The sequence below is a fragment of the Saccharopolyspora phatthalungensis genome (assembly GCF_014203395.1).
In the GTDB taxonomy this organism is placed as follows: domain Bacteria; phylum Actinomycetota; class Actinomycetes; order Mycobacteriales; family Pseudonocardiaceae; genus Saccharopolyspora; species Saccharopolyspora phatthalungensis.
In genome coordinates, this window is the sequence record NZ_JACHIW010000001.1 from 3,990,801 (window position 1) to 4,006,204 (window position 15,404).

General features: G+C 69.7%; 17 protein-coding genes. 8 read left to right on the forward strand and 9 right to left on the reverse strand.

Features of this window, described 5'->3' with window-relative positions; genetic code table 11:
• Positions 1–156 precede the first annotated feature (156 nt).
• Together BJ970_RS18340 and BJ970_RS18345 are read left to right on the forward strand one after the other, a co-directional pair.
• On the forward strand, positions 157–1,404 hold the full coding sequence (locus tag BJ970_RS18340) for an APC family permease (RefSeq protein ID WP_184727377.1): 1,248 nt from the start codon (positions 157–159) through the stop codon (positions 1,402–1,404).
• Between the two features lie 9 nt (positions 1,405–1,413).
• On the forward strand, positions 1,414–2,088 hold the full coding sequence (locus BJ970_RS18345) for a ribonuclease FAU-1 family protein (protein WP_184727378.1): 675 nt from the start codon (positions 1,414–1,416) through the stop codon (positions 2,086–2,088).
• 75 nt (positions 2,089–2,163) lie between these two features.
• Here the strand turns inward: BJ970_RS18345 and BJ970_RS18350 are convergent, their stop codons facing one another.
• On the reverse strand, positions 2,164–2,460 hold the full coding sequence (locus BJ970_RS18350) for a hypothetical protein (protein ID WP_184727379.1): 297 nt from the start codon (positions 2,458–2,460) through the stop codon (positions 2,164–2,166).
• Positions 2,461–2,614: 154 nt separating this feature from the next.
• Here BJ970_RS18350 and BJ970_RS18355 point away from each other — a divergent pair, with 154 nt between their 5' ends.
• The gene (locus BJ970_RS18355; RefSeq protein WP_184727380.1) at positions 2,615–3,718 is read left to right on the forward strand and encodes a branched-chain amino acid aminotransferase; all 1,104 of its coding nucleotides are present in this window, start codon (positions 2,615–2,617) and stop codon (positions 3,716–3,718) included.
• A gap of 74 nt (positions 3,719–3,792) precedes the next feature.
• On the opposite strand, the gene cobS is transcribed toward BJ970_RS18355, so the two are convergent.
• From cobS to BJ970_RS18375, 4 genes are all read right to left on the reverse strand, one after another.
• Complete coding sequence (gene cobS, locus BJ970_RS18360; protein ID WP_184729192.1) at positions 3,793–4,521, reverse strand: adenosylcobinamide-GDP ribazoletransferase; 729 nt, start codon at positions 4,519–4,521, stop codon at positions 3,793–3,795.
• A 10-nt stretch (positions 4,522–4,531) separates the two neighbouring features.
• Positions 4,532–5,626: a nicotinate-nucleotide--dimethylbenzimidazole phosphoribosyltransferase gene (gene cobT / locus BJ970_RS18365; RefSeq protein WP_184727381.1), complete on the reverse strand. Its 1,095-nt coding sequence runs from the start codon at positions 5,624–5,626 to the stop codon at positions 4,532–4,534.
• 17 nt (positions 5,627–5,643) lie between these two features.
• Entirely contained in the window at positions 5,644–6,189 is a 546-nt protein-coding gene (gene cobU / locus BJ970_RS18370) for a bifunctional adenosylcobinamide kinase/adenosylcobinamide-phosphate guanylyltransferase (RefSeq protein ID WP_184727382.1), read from the reverse strand.
• Between the two features lie 147 nt (positions 6,190–6,336).
• On the reverse strand, positions 6,337–6,969 hold the full coding sequence (locus BJ970_RS18375) for a DUF3043 domain-containing protein (protein ID WP_184727383.1): 633 nt from the start codon (positions 6,967–6,969) through the stop codon (positions 6,337–6,339).
• Positions 6,970–7,194: 225 nt separating this feature from the next.
• On the opposite strand from BJ970_RS18375, the gene BJ970_RS18380 reads away from it, so the two are divergent.
• Positions 7,195–7,560, forward strand: a complete 366-nt coding sequence (locus BJ970_RS18380; protein ID WP_184727384.1) for a HesB/IscA family protein — start codon at positions 7,195–7,197, stop codon at positions 7,558–7,560.
• Positions 7,561–7,650: 90 nt separating this feature from the next.
• Here the strand turns inward: BJ970_RS18380 and BJ970_RS18385 are convergent, their stop codons facing one another.
• Positions 7,651–7,863 (reverse strand): RNA-binding S4 domain-containing protein, encoded by a 213-nt coding sequence (locus BJ970_RS18385; RefSeq protein WP_184727385.1) that lies wholly within the window; start codon positions 7,861–7,863, stop codon positions 7,651–7,653.
• A gap of 218 nt (positions 7,864–8,081) precedes the next feature.
• Between BJ970_RS18385 and BJ970_RS18390 the strand changes: the two genes are divergently transcribed.
• Positions 8,082–9,008: a carbohydrate kinase family protein gene (locus BJ970_RS18390; protein ID WP_184729193.1), complete on the forward strand. Its 927-nt coding sequence runs from the start codon at positions 8,082–8,084 to the stop codon at positions 9,006–9,008.
• Positions 9,009–9,142: 134 nt separating this feature from the next.
• Here the strand turns inward: BJ970_RS18390 and mmuM are convergent, their stop codons facing one another.
• Both mmuM and asnB read right to left on the reverse strand, forming a co-directional pair.
• On the reverse strand, positions 9,143–10,042 hold the full coding sequence (gene mmuM, locus BJ970_RS18395) for a homocysteine S-methyltransferase (protein ID WP_221467222.1): 900 nt from the start codon (positions 10,040–10,042) through the stop codon (positions 9,143–9,145).
• An 80-nt stretch (positions 10,043–10,122) separates the two neighbouring features.
• The gene (gene asnB, locus BJ970_RS18400; RefSeq protein WP_184727386.1) at positions 10,123–12,051 is read right to left on the reverse strand and encodes an asparagine synthase (glutamine-hydrolyzing); all 1,929 of its coding nucleotides are present in this window, start codon (positions 12,049–12,051) and stop codon (positions 10,123–10,125) included.
• Between the two features lie 264 nt (positions 12,052–12,315).
• On the opposite strand from asnB, the gene ctaC reads away from it, so the two are divergent.
• The 3 genes from ctaC to BJ970_RS18415 all read left to right on the forward strand — a co-directional run bounded on the left by ctaC (position 12,316) and on the right by BJ970_RS18415 (position 14,178).
• Positions 12,316–13,251 (forward strand): aa3-type cytochrome oxidase subunit II, encoded by a 936-nt coding sequence (gene ctaC / locus BJ970_RS18405; protein WP_184727387.1) that lies wholly within the window; start codon positions 12,316–12,318, stop codon positions 13,249–13,251.
• 42 nt (positions 13,252–13,293) lie between these two features.
• Positions 13,294–13,692, forward strand: coding sequence for a cytochrome c oxidase subunit 4 (locus BJ970_RS18410; RefSeq protein WP_184727388.1), 399 nt, complete (start codon positions 13,294–13,296; stop codon positions 13,690–13,692).
• 201 nt (positions 13,693–13,893) lie between these two features.
• A complete protein-coding gene (locus BJ970_RS18415) occupies positions 13,894–14,178 on the forward strand; it encodes an Lrp/AsnC family transcriptional regulator (RefSeq protein ID WP_184727389.1) in 285 nt (94 codons plus the stop codon).
• Positions 14,179–14,264: 86 nt separating this feature from the next.
• Here BJ970_RS18415 and trpD read toward each other — a convergent pair whose 3' ends face one another.
• The gene (gene trpD / locus BJ970_RS18420) at positions 14,265–15,314 is read right to left on the reverse strand and encodes an anthranilate phosphoribosyltransferase (protein WP_184727390.1); all 1,050 of its coding nucleotides are present in this window, start codon (positions 15,312–15,314) and stop codon (positions 14,265–14,267) included.
• Positions 15,315–15,404: the final 90 nt, after the last annotated feature.

A 15,404-nucleotide genomic window follows, 5' to 3' on the forward strand; every position in this document is an offset into this window, starting at 1 on the left:
AACGCTGCGGTGTCAGCAAAGCTCTTCGCACTCTAGAACGCCCGGCGAACGCAAAACCGACCAGGACATCGGTCGGCGGGGCGCACCCAGCCGCCGCCTACCGTGTCAGCCGAGAGGCGGCTGCACGTGCCGAGGTTCGTCTGTAAGGGTGGTTCCGTGGCCCAACAGGTTGAATCGAGCGATCGCCTCGCATCCGGCGCGGGGGCACTACCGCTCGCGCTCGGCGGGATGCTGGGCGTGGGCGTTTTCGTGGGGCCAGCGCCCGCAGCCGCGGCAGCCGGCCCGTGGCTGCCGTTCGGAATGCTGGTCGCGCTCGTGGCCGTAGCGTGTTCGGCGTCGGCGACCGCCCACCAGTCCGTGGTCTACCCGGGGCCAGGTGCGGCGTACGCCTGCGTACGGGCGCGGATGGGCGTGCTGCCATCGAGGATCGGGGCCAGCGCCTACCTGGCCGGGCAGGTCGCCGCGATGGCCGCGATCGCACGGGTGGTGGGCGAGTTCTTCTTGCCCGCGGCAGCGCCGCAGGTCGCTTCGCTGGCGTTGGTGCTGGTCGTGCTCTCGGCGACGGTCGGGCTGCGGATCCGGGGCGGGGCCGCCTGGATCTGGCTCACGCTGACCGTCGCGGTGCTCGGCCTCGTCGTCGTGACCTGTTTCGCGATCGAACCGGTGCCGCCGATCCCGAGCGAGCCGCGGCTGGCTGACAGCGCGGTGGGCATCCCCGGCGCGGCCGGGGTGCTGTTCTTCGCGTTCCTCGGCTTCGAGCGTTTGACGATGCCCGCCGTCGAGCAGGACCGCTACACCTGGTCGGCGATGAAGCGCGGCACCGTGGTTTCGCTGGTCGCGCTCGCGGTGGTCCTCTCGGTGGTGACCGCGGCGCTGGTGTACCAGCTCGGATGGTCGCGCCTGGCCCTGTCGCCGACCCCGATCCGCGAGGTGCTGACCGCCGCGGCGGCCGCCGACCTCGCGCCCCTGGTGGGAGTCGGTGCGGCGGTGGCGCTGCTGCCGGTGCTGCTGGGCGCGCTGGAGTCGTTCCGCTCCACGGCGCTGGCGCTGGTGCTAGACCGCGACCTGCCGCGGGTCCTAGGGCGCACCAGCAGTGCCGGGACGCCCTACCTGCTGGACGTGACCGCCGGTGTCGCCGCCGCCGTGGTGGCCATACTGGTCGAACCCGTTCCGGCGATGGCCGTCGCGTCCTGCTGCCTGCTCGTGTACTACGCCTTCGTCAATGCCGGGTCCCGGCTCCTGCTGGCCGAGGACCACACCTGGCCGATGCGCGCGGCATGCCTGGGTATGGGGTTATCTGTCGTTCTCGCGATGAGCATGCCGATTTCTGCGATGCTTGCGACGCTTGTTGTCGTTGTAATCGGTCCTTTGGCGACGGGAGGGCTATCCCGTCGCTGGAGCTAAGGCGGGGTCATGCCCAATACGAGTGTTGGCAACATATCCCTGAAAACTTCCGGTGAAACGCTGAAATGGGCGCCCGGCGGGGAAGTGCTCTACAGCTTTTGGCGGCTTGACGACTCGCTCGGCACCGTCCATCCGGCACGGGTCGTCGCTGATGACGGTGATCAGCTGTTGTGCTGGGTTCTGGACGGCACACCGATCCGGATCACCACCTCCCCGGACGGCCGGTCGCCGCGCCAGATGCCGTTGTCCGAACGCTTCAACGGCCCGCGGGTGCCGGCAAAGTCGACTTGGCGCGGCACCTCGACGCTGCGCCTGGTGTTCGAGCACCGCTGGGCTTCGGTCTGGTGGTTCTTCGAACCCGACGGCACCTTCCGCAACTGGTACGTGAATCTGGAAGTGCCGTGGGGGCGGGACGCCACCGGAGTCCGGCGCGTCGACGGGGTGCTGGACGTCGAGGTGTTCCCGGACGGGTGCTGGTCCTGGAAGGACGAGAACGAAGTACCCGATGCACTGGCCGCCGGGCGGTTCGATGAGCGCCACCTGAGCCGGCTGCAGGCCGAGGGCGAACGCATGATCGCGCTGGCCGAGGCGGGCCGCTTCCCGTTCGATGGCACCTATTGCGACGCCCGACCCGATCCGGAGTGGGCACTACCGTCCCTCCCGGAGGGACTGCTGCTCGCTTGAGGGCCGGGCCGTGGCCTTCCGGGTAACCGTGACGGCCCGGAAGGCCACGGCCGATGCGATCCGGAACCCGACTCGTCAGACCGCGATGAACAGCAGCACGCCGATCACGGCGACCAGGGCGCCGACCCCGCCGACCGAGCCGCCGCGCAGATCAGCGGGAAAGAACACCTTGTGCTTGTTGCGCCACCAGAAGGCCCATCCGACGGCCCCGGCCGCGCCCAGGATCGCGCCGAAGACGCCGATCCACGTGTATCCGAGCATGATCAGCATGCCGCCGCCCAGCGGCATCAGTGCCGCCAGGGTGGCGGCCAGCACGTCCTGGGACGTCGTCGTGGGCCCCGCCGGGACCGGGGTGTTCTGGGCCTGCGTCATGGCCACATCATAAGCGTCGGATTACCCGGTTCCAGCGCCGTCGTCACCATCGGTGGCGTCGCCTCAGCATTCCGTAAGCGGTGCCAGATACTTGGACGACCAAGTTCTGGAGATCCGGTTTCCACTGCTCTGAAGCGCGCGATACGGTACGCGCATGACTGAAGCGCTGTCTTTCACCCGGACCCCCAACCCGCAACCGGCCAGCGACGAGCGCCGGGCGGAAGTATTGGCGAATCCCGGGTTCGGACGGTACTTCACCGATCACATGGTGACGATTAAGTGGACCGAGGACCGAGGTTGGCACGACGCGGCCGTGGAGCCGTACCACTCGCTGGAGCTCGACCCGGCGACCTCGGTCCTGCACTACGCGCAGGCGATCTTCGAGGGCCTCAAGGCATACCACCAGCCCGACGGTTCGATCGCCGCGTTCCGCCCGGACGAGAACGCGCGGCGGTTCCAGCGCTCGGCGCAGCGGATCGCGATGGCGCGGTTGCCCGAGGAGTTGTTCCTTGAGTCGCTGCGGGAGCTGGTCGCGGTGGACCGCGGCTGGGTGCCCACCGCCGAGGAGAGCTCGCTGTACCTGCGGCCGTTCATGATCTCTACCCAGGTCGGCCTCGGGGTCAACCACCCGTCCAACGCCTACCTGTACGCGCTGATCGCCTCCCCGGCCGGTTCGTACTTCGCCAGCGGCATCAAGCCGGTCACCGTGTGGCTCAGCCACGAGTACGTGCGCGCGGCGCCCGGCGGCACCGGTGCGGCGAAGTTCGCGGGCAACTACGCCGCGTCCTTCCTCGCGCAGGCCGAGGCCGTGGAGCAGGGCTGCGACCAGGTGGTGTGGCTGGACGCGTGCGAGCGGCATGTGGTCGAGGAAATGGGCGGCATGAACCTGTTCTTCGTGTACGGGTCCGGTTCGGACACCCGCCTGGTGACCCCGTCGCTCAGCGGCAGCCTGCTGCCCGGCGTGACCCGCTCGTCGCTGCTGGAGCTGGGCCGCGAGCTGGGCATGCAGGTGGAGGAGCGGCGGATCACCGTCGAGGAGTGGGAGAAGAAGGCCACAGCCGGTGAGATCACCGAGGTGTTCGCCTGCGGCACCGCCGCGGTCATCACCCCGGTCGGCCACGTCAAGCACCGCGACGGCGAGTTCGCCATCGGCGACGGCCAGCCGGGCGAGGTGACGATGACGCTGCGCGAGCGTCTGACCGGCATCCAGCACGGCACGGTCGCCGACACCCACGGCTGGATGACCAAGCTCGACTGACGTGCCGTTTGCGGCTGGGGCACCCTCGACCAAGCGGGCGAAGGGTGCCCCTCTCTTTCCGCTGACCGGGATGGTCAGCCGAGTGCCGCGCCCGCGAGGATGGCGGTAGTGGCGAGCTCCGAGGCTGCGCCAAGGACGTCCCCGGTGATCCCGCCGAACCGGCGTCGGGCGTGCCAGGTGAGGGCGAGCAGCAGCGCTGCGGCGAGGGCTACCGCGACCGCCGCATGCCAGCCGAAGCCAAGTACCGCCACCGCGAACAGCGCCAGCCACCAGGCCGTGACCAGCCAGGTCGGTTGAGTGCTCGCCACCAAGGCCCCCATGCCTTCCGGGCGCGCGGCTGGTACGCCGGCGCGGCAGCACAGCACGAATCCCGCACGGCCGACCGCGCAAGCCAGGACGACCGTGAGCGGCGCATCCACCAGTTCGGCGAGGCTGACCGCTTGGACACCGAGCACGAGGATCAGCGCGACCACCGCGAACGGCCCGGCGCCGCCGTCACGCATCACGCTCAGCGCGCGATCCGGCGGCCCATAGCAGCCGAGGCCATCCACCGTGTCCGCCAGGCCATCCACGTGCATACCCCGCGTGACCAGCACCAACACCGCGACGGTGAGCAAACCGGCCAGCAGCGGCGGGCTGCCGAGAGCGGTCAGCGCCCAGAGCGCGGCGGCGCCGAAGCCGCCGACCAGGGCGCCGACCAGCGGAGCGAAGGAGATCGCCTGGCGGCAGGTGCGGTCATCAACGCGCTGGGCCGGCACCGGCAGCACGCTGAGCCACGACACCGCCAGGCGCAGGCCGTCCAAGGTCACGCCATCACGCCGTCGGTCCGGTCGCCTCGGCTTCGGTGGGGCCGCCGACGCCAGCCTCGGCGAAGGTCGCCATCTCGCCGAGCACCCGCACCGCCGCGGTCACCACCGGCAGCGCGGTCAGCGCCCCGGAGCCCTCGCCCAGGCGCATCTGCAGATCGAGAACCGGGGTGAGATCGAGATGGTCGAGCACCAGCGGACCACCGGGTTCGGCGGAGCGGTGCCCGGCCAGCCACCACTGGCGCGCGCCGGGTGCGAGCTCCTCGGCGACCAGTGCGGCCGCGCCCACCACGACCCCGTCGAGCAGCACCGGGGTGCGCCGCACCGCCGCCTGCGCCAGGAACCCGGCCAGCGCGGCGATGTCGGCCCCTGCCGAGGTCCGCAGCAACGCCACCGGGTCGTTCAGCACCTTGCGGGCGCGACGCAGCGCGTCCCGGATCGCGGCGGTCTTGCGCATCCAGGCGTTGTCGTCGATACCGGTCCCGCGGCCGACCACCGCCACCGGCTCGGTCCCGGTGAGCGCGGCGATCAGCACCGCGGCCGGGGTGGTGTTGCCGATGCCCATGTCCCCGGCGATCAGCAGGTCGGCGCCGGAGTCCACCTCCTCGTCGGCGATGGTGCGTCCGGCGTTGACGGCGGCGTCCGCCTCGGCGGCGGTGAGGGCGTCCTCGCGGTCGATCGCACCCGACCCGCGCCGCACCTTGTGCGCGCTGATCACCGGTGGGGTGTCGGTGTTGACGGCCATGTCCACCACTCGCACCGTCGCCCCCGCGTTCGAAGCCAGCACATTCACCGCCGCGCCGCCGCTGAGGAAGTTGCCGACCATCTGGCCGGTCACCTCGCTGGGGTAGGCCGAGACGCCGTGCGCCGCGATGCCGTGGTCCCCGGCGAAGATGACCACGCGGGGGCGGGTGAACGGGCGCGGCGGGCAGCTGCCCTGCCGGGCCGCGACCCAGACCCCGAGTTCCTCCAGCCGCCCCAGCGAACCGGCCGGCTTGGTCAACTGCTCGTGCCGGGCGACCGCCTGCCGCCGGGTCTGCTCATCGGGGGCCGGTACCGCCGGGAACCCGGTCGGGCCGGGCTGGTTCTGGTCGGTGGACAAGCGAAAACCTCCGTGATTCAGCGCAGTCGAAGTGGCTGTCCGGCCACGAGCAGGACGACCTCGTCGCACACCTCGGCGAGCCGCGCGTTGAGCGAGCCCAGTTCGTCCCGGAACAATCTGCCAGACCTGGTCGCCGGCACGACCCCGAGCCCGACTTCGGCGGAAACGATCACCAACCGCGCGGCGCACCCCGCGACCGCCTCGACCAACCGGGTGCAGTGCCCGGCCACCGCCGACAGCGCGGCCGGATCGCGATCCCACGCACCGGCGTCGTCGAGCACTGCGGTCAGCCAGGTCGCCAGGTCGTCTACCAGCACTGTCGCCTCGGCGTCGACGTCGGCCAGCACGCGGCGCAGCGAGTCGGCGTCCCCGGCTTCCACGGTGCGCCAGGTGCCCGGCCGCCGTGCGACGTGCGTGGCGATCCGTTCGGCCCACTCGGGGTCGTCCGGATCACGACGCGCGGTCGCGACGTAGGTGACGGGTGCGGACTCCGGCAGCAACCCCTCGGCATGCGCGGACTTGCCGGACCGGGCACCGCCGAGCACGAGCGTGCGAACTGCCACCGATGAAACCTCCGGTCCCCGTGCCTACGACGTCGCAGCGACGCTACCTGGAGCCCGGCGAGATCGACCGAATCGCTGCGGCCGTTGTGACGGCCGTCGCGGTGCGGGCAGGGCACGTCGCCGGGGTCAAAGGTCGTGCGCTGGGGATCAGCCGAGTTTGGCCAGATCCTTGGGGGTGTAGCGGGGGCGGGGGACCCGCAGCTTGCGGATCTGCATGGCCCGTGCGAAGGCGTACCAGCCCAGCGAGAAGGGGCGGTCCTTGGCGTCCGGGAATTTCGCGCGCACCCGCTTGTTCACGTACCGGCCGAGCAGGGTGCCCTCGACGACCATCATCACCAGCAGCACCATGCACGCCAGCGTCGCGTACTGCTGGAGCACCAGGTTCTGCGCCAGCGTGGTGGCGAACACGATCAGCACCAGCGGCATGAACATGCCCATCAGGTGCCGACGGGTATCGACCAGGTCGCGGACGTAGGCGCGCACCGGGCCCTTGTCGCGGGGCATCAGGTAGCGGTCGTCGCCCTGCATCATCCGCTCGCGACGTTCTTTCGCCGCCTGCCTGCGCTCTTCCTTGTTGCCGCGGGACCGCTTGATCGCCTCCCGCTGCGTCTTCGGCGGCGGCGGAACCGGGCCGCGCCGCTTGCCCTCGGCCTCTCGGCGCTTCGGGGTCGGCTTGCCCTTCTTGGGGGTGCGATTGGGGGCATGGTCCGCCGCAGCCTGACCGGTCTCGGTGTCGGTGGTGGCGGTCTGCTCAGCGCTGCTACGGCGAAGGAACCTCACTCCTCCAGGGTATTCGACGCCCTGGTCGGGGCTGCAGCAGACCGGAGGGCGGCGGCGGATCCGACATCAGGCAGCCATGTCACACCAGCTCGGTAGCTAGCTGTGCCACCATAGGCAGAGGAGACAAGACGTACGTCCCCCGGGCGGCGCCCGTGGGAATAGCCCGGCTCCGGGTGTGGTTGCACCTCACGCCGGAATCGGATGCGAGACCTCTAGGGAGAGTCCATGACCGCCCCGAACACCACGACCGAGAGCGAGGCGCCCGCCCACGGTGTCACGTTGACCGACGCGGCCGCCCACAAGGCCAAGGCCCTGCTGGACCAAGAGGGCCGTGACGACATGCACTTGCGCATCGCCGTCCAGCCCGGTGGCTGCGCAGGCCTGCGCTACCAGCTCTTCTTCGACGAGCGCACCCTCGACGGCGACGCGCGACGGGACTTCGAGGGCCTTGGTGTGGTCGTCGACCGGATGAGCGCTCCCTACCTGCAGGGCGCGGTGATCGACTTCGTCGATTCCATCGAGAAGCAGGGCTTCACCATTGACAACCCGAACGCGGGCGGGTCGTGCGCCTGCGGTGACTCGTTCCACTGATCGAGCAGGCCGATCTGGCATGAGGCCGGTGCCCTTCGGGCCCCGGCCTTTCTGCTGCTCAGGGCTGGTGGTTCTGCGGCAGCCTCGGCTTCAGTGGGCCACGACCCGGACGACCTCACCGCCCAGCACTATCTCGTCGCCCTCGACCAGTTGCTTGCCGCGGCGGGTTTCGACCGCGCCGTTGACCTCGACCTGGCCGTCCTCCAGCAGTGCCTTCGCCTCCGCACCGTGTTCGACGAGGCCGGCCAGCTTCAGCAACTGCCCTAGCCGGATCATGTCGTCCCGGATCTCCACTTCGCGCATGCCGCCATTGTCCGTCGCCCACCCGGCACGCGGCCGAGCCGGGCAGACATCGTTGCTCCGGTGCACACGCTGGGCGATGTAGGCGGTAGCGCCGCTGCGGGTCGCGAGTCCCTGTCCGGCGTGGTGTATTGGCCTAGGCCCCACCGTGCAAGCCTTCTCCCGCCAGGAGTTCCGCCGTGCCAGTCGCCGTCACCGGAAGCATCGCGACCGATCACCTGATGCACTTCCCCGGCCGGTTCACCGAACAACTCGTTGCCGACAGCCTGGATCAGGTGTCGCTGAGCTTCCTAGTTGACGGGCTGGTGGTCCGGCGTGGCGGCGCCGCGGCCAACATCGCCTTCGCGCTGGGCGTGCTGCGGCAGCGGCCGGTGCTTGTCGGCGCCGTGGGCGACGACTTCGCCGACTACCGGTCTTGGCTGGAGCGCAACGGCGTGAACTGCATGGGCGTGCACGTCTCGGAGGTCGCGCACACGGCTCGTTTCGTGTGCACCACCGACTCGGAGTTCAACCAGATCGCCTCCTTCTACCCCGGGGCGATGGCCGAGGCCCGCAACATCGAGCTGGCCCCGGTGATCGGCTTGACCGGTGCCGATCTGGTGCTGATCAGCCCGAACGATCCGCACGCGATGCTGCGGCACGCCGACGAGTGCCGGCAGCGCGGCTACCGGTTCGCCAGCGACCCGTCGCAGCAGCTCGCCCGGCTCAGCGGAGCCGAGACCCGCCGGGTGGTCGAAGGCGCGGACTACCTGTTCAGCAACGAGTACGAGTGGGGTCTGCTGCTGCGGAAGACCGGCTGGACCGAAGCGGACGTGCGGCAGCGGGTCGGCACCCGCGTCACCACCCTCGGCGCGAAGGGGGCGGAGGTCGTCGCCGACGGCGAGCGGCTGCTGGTGCCGCCGGTTCCCGAGCGCGAGAAAGTCGATCCGACCGGCGTGGGCGACGGCTTCCGGGCCGGTTTCCTCGCTGCTGTCCAGACCGGGCTGTCCCTGGAACGCGCCGCGCAGCTGGGATCGCTGCTCGCGGTGCACGTCCTGGAAGTGACCGGGACGCAGGAGTGGACCCTCGACCACGGCCGCGCGCACAAGCGCTTCGCCGACGCCTACGGCCCCGACGCGGCGGCGGAGGTCGCCCCGCTGCTCGACTGATCTTCCAGTCGCACGAACTGCGCCGCCGGATCGGATCGCTGCTGGCGCTGCGACCGGCGGGGAGCCTGATCATGGAACTGCCGTACGCCGAGGCGGCCGGGTGCTTCCCGGTCGGCGTCGGGCGGATCGTCGGATCAGGCAGCCGGATCGGTCAATGCGTCCGCCACCGCCGCGATGTCCTCCGGGCGCACCCGGCAGCAACCGCCGATCACCTGCGCGCCCGCCGCGCGCCAACTCCGGGCCTGCTCGACCGACACCCGGGAGCGGCCCGTCCATGCGCGGCGCTGCGCGTCCCAGCCCTCTCCGCTATTGGGGTAGACCACGATTGGCTTTTCCGTTGCGGCGCGGGCGGTTTCAATGGCGGACAGCACATCGTCGGGCGCCGAGCAGTTGACGCCCACCGCGATGACCGCGTCGCTGCCCGCCGCCGCCTCGAAGGCGTTCGCCAGCGGCTGGCCGGCCCGGGTCTGCTCGCCGCTGATCGTGAACGACAGCCAGGCCGGGATGTCTAGGTCGGCGACCGCTTCCACCAGCGCTTCCGCCTCGTCGATATCCGGGATCGTCTCCAGGGCGAAGACGTCCGGACACGCCTCCGCCAGCACCTCTAAGCGAGGCCGGTGGAAGTCGTGCAGTTCGCGCTTCGTCAGCCCGTAGCGGCCCCGGTACTCCGAGCCGTCCGCGAGCACCGCGCCGTACGGGCCGATCGACGCGGCCACCCAGCGGTGCCGTCCCGGCTCGACCTCACCAGCCAACCGGGCCAGTTCCACGCTCCGCCGCATCAGCTTCGCGGCCTCGGTGCGTTCGATGCCGCGCTCGGCGAAACCCTCGAAGCTCGCCTGGTAGCTCGCGGTCGTCGCGATCGCCGCGCCAGCCCGGAAAAACGCAGCATGCGCTGCGACGATCTCCTCCGGTGCGTCCGCCAGCAGGCGCGCCGACCACAACGCGTCGGAGAGGTCGTGGCCCTGTGCCTCCAGTTCGGTGGCCAGGCCCCCGTCCAGGATCATCGGTGGGCCGCTGAGGCGGAACGCGTTCATGCCACCCAGCCTAGTAGCGACCGGCCTTGGCGATTTCAATGGAAATCGGCGCGTTGTCTTCCATCGAAATCGCCACCTCGTCAGAGCCGGACCGGGTAGTGGGGTTCCGGGACCTCGGGCGACAGGCGACCCTCGATGAAGATCCCGTGCCAGAGCATGAACACCAGCAACGCCCATAGGCGGCGGCTGTGGTCGAGCACGCCGGAGCGGTGCTCCTCCAGCAACTGCAGCACCGCCGTGCGGTTGAGCAGGTGATCGGTCTGCGACTGCTGGATGATGTTGCGCGCCCAGTCGTGCATCTCGTCGCGCAACCAGTGCTTGATCGGCACCGGAAACCCGAGCTTGCGCCGGTTGAGCACGTGCGCGGGCACCACCTGGTAAAGCGCCTGCCGCAGCGCGTACTTCGTGGTCTCCCGGGTGATCTTCTGCTCCAGCGGGATGGTGCTGGCGACCCGGAACACCTCCGCGTCCAGGAACGGCACCCGCAGTTCCAGGGAATTGGCCATCGTCACCTTGTCCGCCTTGACCAGGATGTCGCCGCGTAGCCAGGTGAACAGGTCCACGTGCTGCATCCGGGTCACCGGGTCCCAGCTCGCCGACTGCCGGTACGGGTCGGCCGTGACGTCCTTGTGCGAAACCCCGGGGTCGAACCCGCGCATCACGCTGCGCAGTTGGTCGTCGCGGAAGATACGCGCGTTGCCGTAGTAGCGCTCCTCCAGGCTGAGCGCGCCACGGCGCAGCAGGTCCTTGCCGCGCACGCCCTCCGGGATCGCGGTGGACACCCGGCCCATCGCTTTGCGCAGCGCACCCGGCACCTTCTCGAACGGCGCCAGCGATAGCGGCTCGCGATAGATCGTGTAGCCGCCGAACAGTTCGTCGGCGCCCTCACCGGAAAGCACCACCTTGACGTGCTGGCGGGCCTCGCGGGCGATGAACCACAGCGGCACCAGCGCCGGGTCGGCCACCGGGTCGTCCAGGTACCAGACGATCAGCGGCAGGGTCTCCATCATCTCCTCGGCGGAGACGGTGCGAACCACGTGCTTGACCCCGATCGCCGCGGCCGACTCGGCGGCCACGTCCACCTCCGAGTAGCCCTGCCGCTCGAAACCGGTGGTGAAGGTGATCAGGTTCGGGTTGTGCTCCTTGGCCAGCGCCGCGATCGCCGTGGAGTCGATGCCGCCGGACAGAAACGAGCCGACCGTGACGTCGGCGCGCATGTGCTTGGCGACCGAGTCGCGCATCACATCGACGATCTCGTCGTGCAGCCGGCGCGCGTCGGCGTCGGTGTTGACCGGCCTGGAGCTGAAGTTCGGCTGGAAGTACCGCTCGGTGACCAGCTCACCGCCGGGGGACACCGTGAACGAGGTGCCCGACTCGATGCGGCGGATCTGCCGGTGCAGCGATTCCGGCTCCGGCACGTACTGCAGCACCAGGTAGTGCTGCAGCGCCTTGTGGTCCAGCTCCTCGGAGATCCGCAGCGTGTTGGCCAGGCTCAGCAGGCTCTTCTTCTCGCTGGCGAAGGCCACCCCGCCCGGCCCGGCCGCGTAGAACAGCGGCTTGATGCCGAACGGGTCGCGCGCCCCGAAGACCACCTTGCGTTCGTGGTCCCAGATCAGGAACGCGAACATGCCGCGCAGCCGCCCGACCACCGAGGTGCCCAGGTAGTGGTAGGCGGCCACGATGACCTCGGTGTCACCGTCGGTGGTGAACCGGGCCCCGAACCGCTCGATCAGCTCGGCGCGCAGTTCGAGGTAGTTGTAGATCTCACCGTTGAAGTTGATGGTGTAGCGCTGCGGGGTCTCCGGCGGGCCCCAGGTCAACGGCTGGTGCGAATGCTCCAGGTCGATGATCGACAGCCGGTTGAAGCCGAAGACCACCTCACCACCGTGCCAGGTATCACTTTCGTCCGGGCCCCGGTGTCGTTGACACGGCAGCGCATTGGCCACCGCGTTCACGGCGAAGCCAGCGTTCTCTTCGGTGGGACAGATGAGTCCAAGCAGACCGCACACGCGTCTGTGCACCTCTTCGAGTCGGCGGTGTCGTCTTCCAGCCCCCACGGCTCGCCCCAGTATGCCGTCCGTCCGCCCGTGTGCTGCACGCGCGGGGGCCGCAATTCGGGGCTGAGAGCGATCGACGCCCCCGGAGCAGTATCGCGGCTACACCTGGGCTAGGCTCTGCGCAGGATTCCGGCGGCAGATCTCCGGTGTCGTCCTCGGACGGACGGCGATCACCCAGGCCGCAGCGATGAGTTTTGCACGAGGAGGCGTCGCGCAGTGGGCCTGAAGGAGGGGACCCGAGTGCCACGGCTGATCAAGGTCGCTGGTCTGATCGGCCTGGTTGGTGTCGCGGCCACGGGCTGCACGACCGACGAGGTCCTGCGGTTCGGCTGGCCAGAGGGCGTCACCCCGCAGGCCGAGGCGATGCGGAACCTGTGGACCTGGTCGGTCATCGCGGCACTCGCGGTGGGTGTGATCGTGTGGGGGCTGATCTTCTGGTCGGTCGCTTTCCACCGCAAGAAGACCGAGGAGTTGCCGCGGCAGTTCCAGTACAACTTGCCGCTGGAGCTGATCTACACGGCGATCCCGTTCGTGCTGGTGGTCGTGCTGTTCTACTTCACGGCGGTCACCCAGAACACCGTGCTGGCCACGCCGGCCAACCCGGACAAGACCGTGAACGTGGTCTCGTTCCAGTGGAACTGGGAGTTCAACTACCCCGAATACAAGACCCCGGACGGGCAGGTTGTCCGCACCGTCGGCAGCAGCAGCGAGATCCCGCTGCTGGTTATCCCGGTCGGCGAGCGCGTCGAGTACCACGTTGCCTCGACCGACGTGATCCACTCGTTCTTCGTGCCGGAGTGGCACTTCAAGCGGGACACCTTCCCGGACCCGGAGAAGAACAACCAGAACAGCGTCTTCCAGAACACTGTCGAGCGCGAAGGTTCCTTCGTCGGCCGGTGCGCCGAACTGTGCGGCACCTACCACTCGATGATGAACTTCGAGGTCCGGGCGTTGTCGCCGGACAAGTTCGACCGGTACATGCAGCTGCGGACGCAGGTCAACCCGCAGACCGGTCAGCCGTACACCGCCGCCGAGGCGCTGAGCGCCATGAACTGCGGCGAGCTCTGCACGCCGCACGCGGTGACCGGCGTTCCGTTCAACACCCAACGCACCGGCGGGGTCCCCTCCGGTGCGACCGGGACGACCAGCTAGGGGTGCCCTCGGCAGGGCGTACGGCGTGAGAGCGAGGACTCCATGAAGGTCGAATCCAGGATCTTCAACATCATCACCATTTTCTTCTTCCTGTCCGCGGTCGTGTACGGGGTCTGGTCCCGGGAGCCGGTCGGCACCGTGGGGCTGATCCTGGTCGGCGGGCTGTCGCTGATCATCGGGAGCTACTTCTCGTTCGTGGCGCGTCGTATCGAGGACCGCCCCGAGGACAACCCGGACGCCGAGATCAGCGACGGCGCGGGCGAGATGGGCTTCTTCAGCCCGGGCAGCTACTGGCCGGTGGGCCTGGCGGCCTCCGCCGCTTTCGCCGGCATCGCGCTGGCGTTCTTCCACGTGTGGATGATCGTCATCGCCGTCGGCTTCGTGCTGATCATGGTCGCCGGGCTGGTGTTCGAGTACCACACCGGTCAGGGCCACCACTGACGACGGAACACGAACGGCCCCGGAATCCGGCTGGATTCCGGGGCCGTTCACGTTCCAGCGCGACCAGTTAGACCGCCGATGAGTGCGCAGCTGCTCGACGGGCGTCTCTCGTACCGCCGGACGTTCACCGGCCGGGCCGCCGGCCGCGCCCGCCACGTCTAGGATCTTGATAGCCGCAATGCCTTAGCAGGAGGTTCACCCGTGATCACCGCGATTGTGCTGATCCAGACCGCCGCCGACCGCCTCGCCGAGGCGGCCCAGGAGATCGCCGACCTGGACGGCGTCGACGAGGTCTACTCCTGCGCCGGCGACGTCGACCTCATCGCGCTGCTGCGGGTAGCCCGCCACGAGGACCTGGCCGACATCGTGCCGGGCCGGATCAACAAGGTCGAGGGCGTCCTCGGCACGGACACCCACATCGCATTCCGCTCTTACTCCCGCAAGGACACCGAGGCCACCTTCTCGATCGGCCTCGACGAGGAGTAGCCGGTCGACTCCTCGAGCGCCACCCGGCCACGGCCGCTGACCGGCGCTGGCGCATGGCTCAGCGCGCTCGGAAGGCCAAGACGACGTCACGCCCCGAGGCGGGCGCGCAGCTCCGTTGAGCGGGTCGCCCACCGTTCCAGGAGGTCGGCCGCGGCACCGGAGTCAATCGCCGTCGCCGCCCGCTCCAGTCCGGCGCTGAGCTGGCCACTCAGGTCGGTTCCGGGCCCGTCATAGGCCGCCGTCGCACCGGCCGCGTTGATCAGCACGGCATCCCGCACCGGCCCCTTCGTGCCCGCCAGGAGATCGCGGACCGCCTTCGCGTTGACCGTCGCGTCGCCGCCCTGCAGGTCTTCGGCGCTGCTGTAGGCGATGCCGAACTCCCGGGGGTCGATCCGGTCTTCGCGGACGGTTCCGTCGTGCACCACCCACGCCGTGCTGCCCGCGGTGGTGGTGATCTCGTCCATGCCGTCGTCGCCGCGCACCAGCAGCGCGGAATTGCCCCGGGCGGCGAACACCTCGGCCATCACCGGTGCCATCCGTTGGTCGGCGCAGCCGATCAGCCCGGCCGCCGGGCGCGCCGGGTTGGTCAGCGGGCCGAGCACGTTGAACGCCGTCGGAATGCCGATCTCGCGCCGCGGCCCCGCCGCGTACTTCATCGCGGGGTGGAACACCGGCGCGAAGCAGAACCCGATGCCGACTTCCTCGACGCAGCGCCGCACACCCTCGGGCGGGAGGTCGATGGCGACGCCGAGCTCCTCCAGCACGTCCGCGGTGCCGCACTTCGACGACGCCGCACGGTTGCCGTGCTTGACCACCGTGACGCCGGAGGCGGCGAGCACGATCGAGGCCATCGTGGAGATGTTCACGCTGCCGGAGCGGTCGCCGCCGGTGCCGACGACGTCCACCGCGCGCTGGGTGATCTCCAGCGGTCGCGCGTGCGCAAGCATCGCGTCGGCCATGCCGCGGACCTCGGCGGGGGTCTCGCCCTTGGCGCGCAGGGCGACCACGAACGCGGCGACCCGCGTCGGCGTGGCCTCGCCGGACATGATCAGATCCATCGCCCAGGCGGTTTCCTCCGCGGCGAGGTCCTCACCCGCGACCAGGCTGCCCAGTAGTCCCGCCCAGTTTCCCGCCATGGTTCCCACGTTCTTCACTCCGGTCGTCAAGGAAGCGGCGTCCGCCACCCGCAGTGCGGCGCTATACAGGGTTTTCTACCCAGCCCGCCA

Excerpts from the sequence above, each read along its gene's own strand:
- BJ970_RS18345 (WP_184727378.1), top strand. The coding sequence starts at position 1,414 with ATGCCCAATACGAGTGTTGGCAACATATCCCTGAAAACTTCCGGTGAA.
- BJ970_RS18350 (WP_184727379.1), bottom strand. The coding sequence starts at position 2,460 with ATGACGCAGGCCCAGAACACCCCGGTCCCGGCGGGGCCCACGACGACG.
- BJ970_RS18355 (WP_184727380.1), top strand. The coding sequence starts at position 2,615 with ATGACTGAAGCGCTGTCTTTCACCCGGACCCCCAACCCGCAACCGGCC.
- BJ970_RS18380 (WP_184727384.1), top strand. The coding sequence starts at position 7,195 with ATGACCGCCCCGAACACCACGACCGAGAGCGAGGCGCCCGCCCACGGT.
- BJ970_RS18385 (WP_184727385.1), bottom strand. The coding sequence starts at position 7,863 with ATGCGCGAAGTGGAGATCCGGGACGACATGATCCGGCTAGGGCAGTTG.
- BJ970_RS18390 (WP_184729193.1), top strand. The coding sequence starts at position 8,082 with ATGCACTTCCCCGGCCGGTTCACCGAACAACTCGTTGCCGACAGCCTG.
- mmuM (WP_221467222.1), bottom strand. The coding sequence starts at position 10,042 with ATGAACGCGTTCCGCCTCAGCGGCCCACCGATGATCCTGGACGGGGGC.
- BJ970_RS18410 (WP_184727388.1), top strand. The coding sequence starts at position 13,294 with ATGAAGGTCGAATCCAGGATCTTCAACATCATCACCATTTTCTTCTTC.
- trpD (WP_184727390.1), bottom strand. The coding sequence starts at position 15,314 with ATGGCGGGAAACTGGGCGGGACTACTGGGCAGCCTGGTCGCGGGTGAG.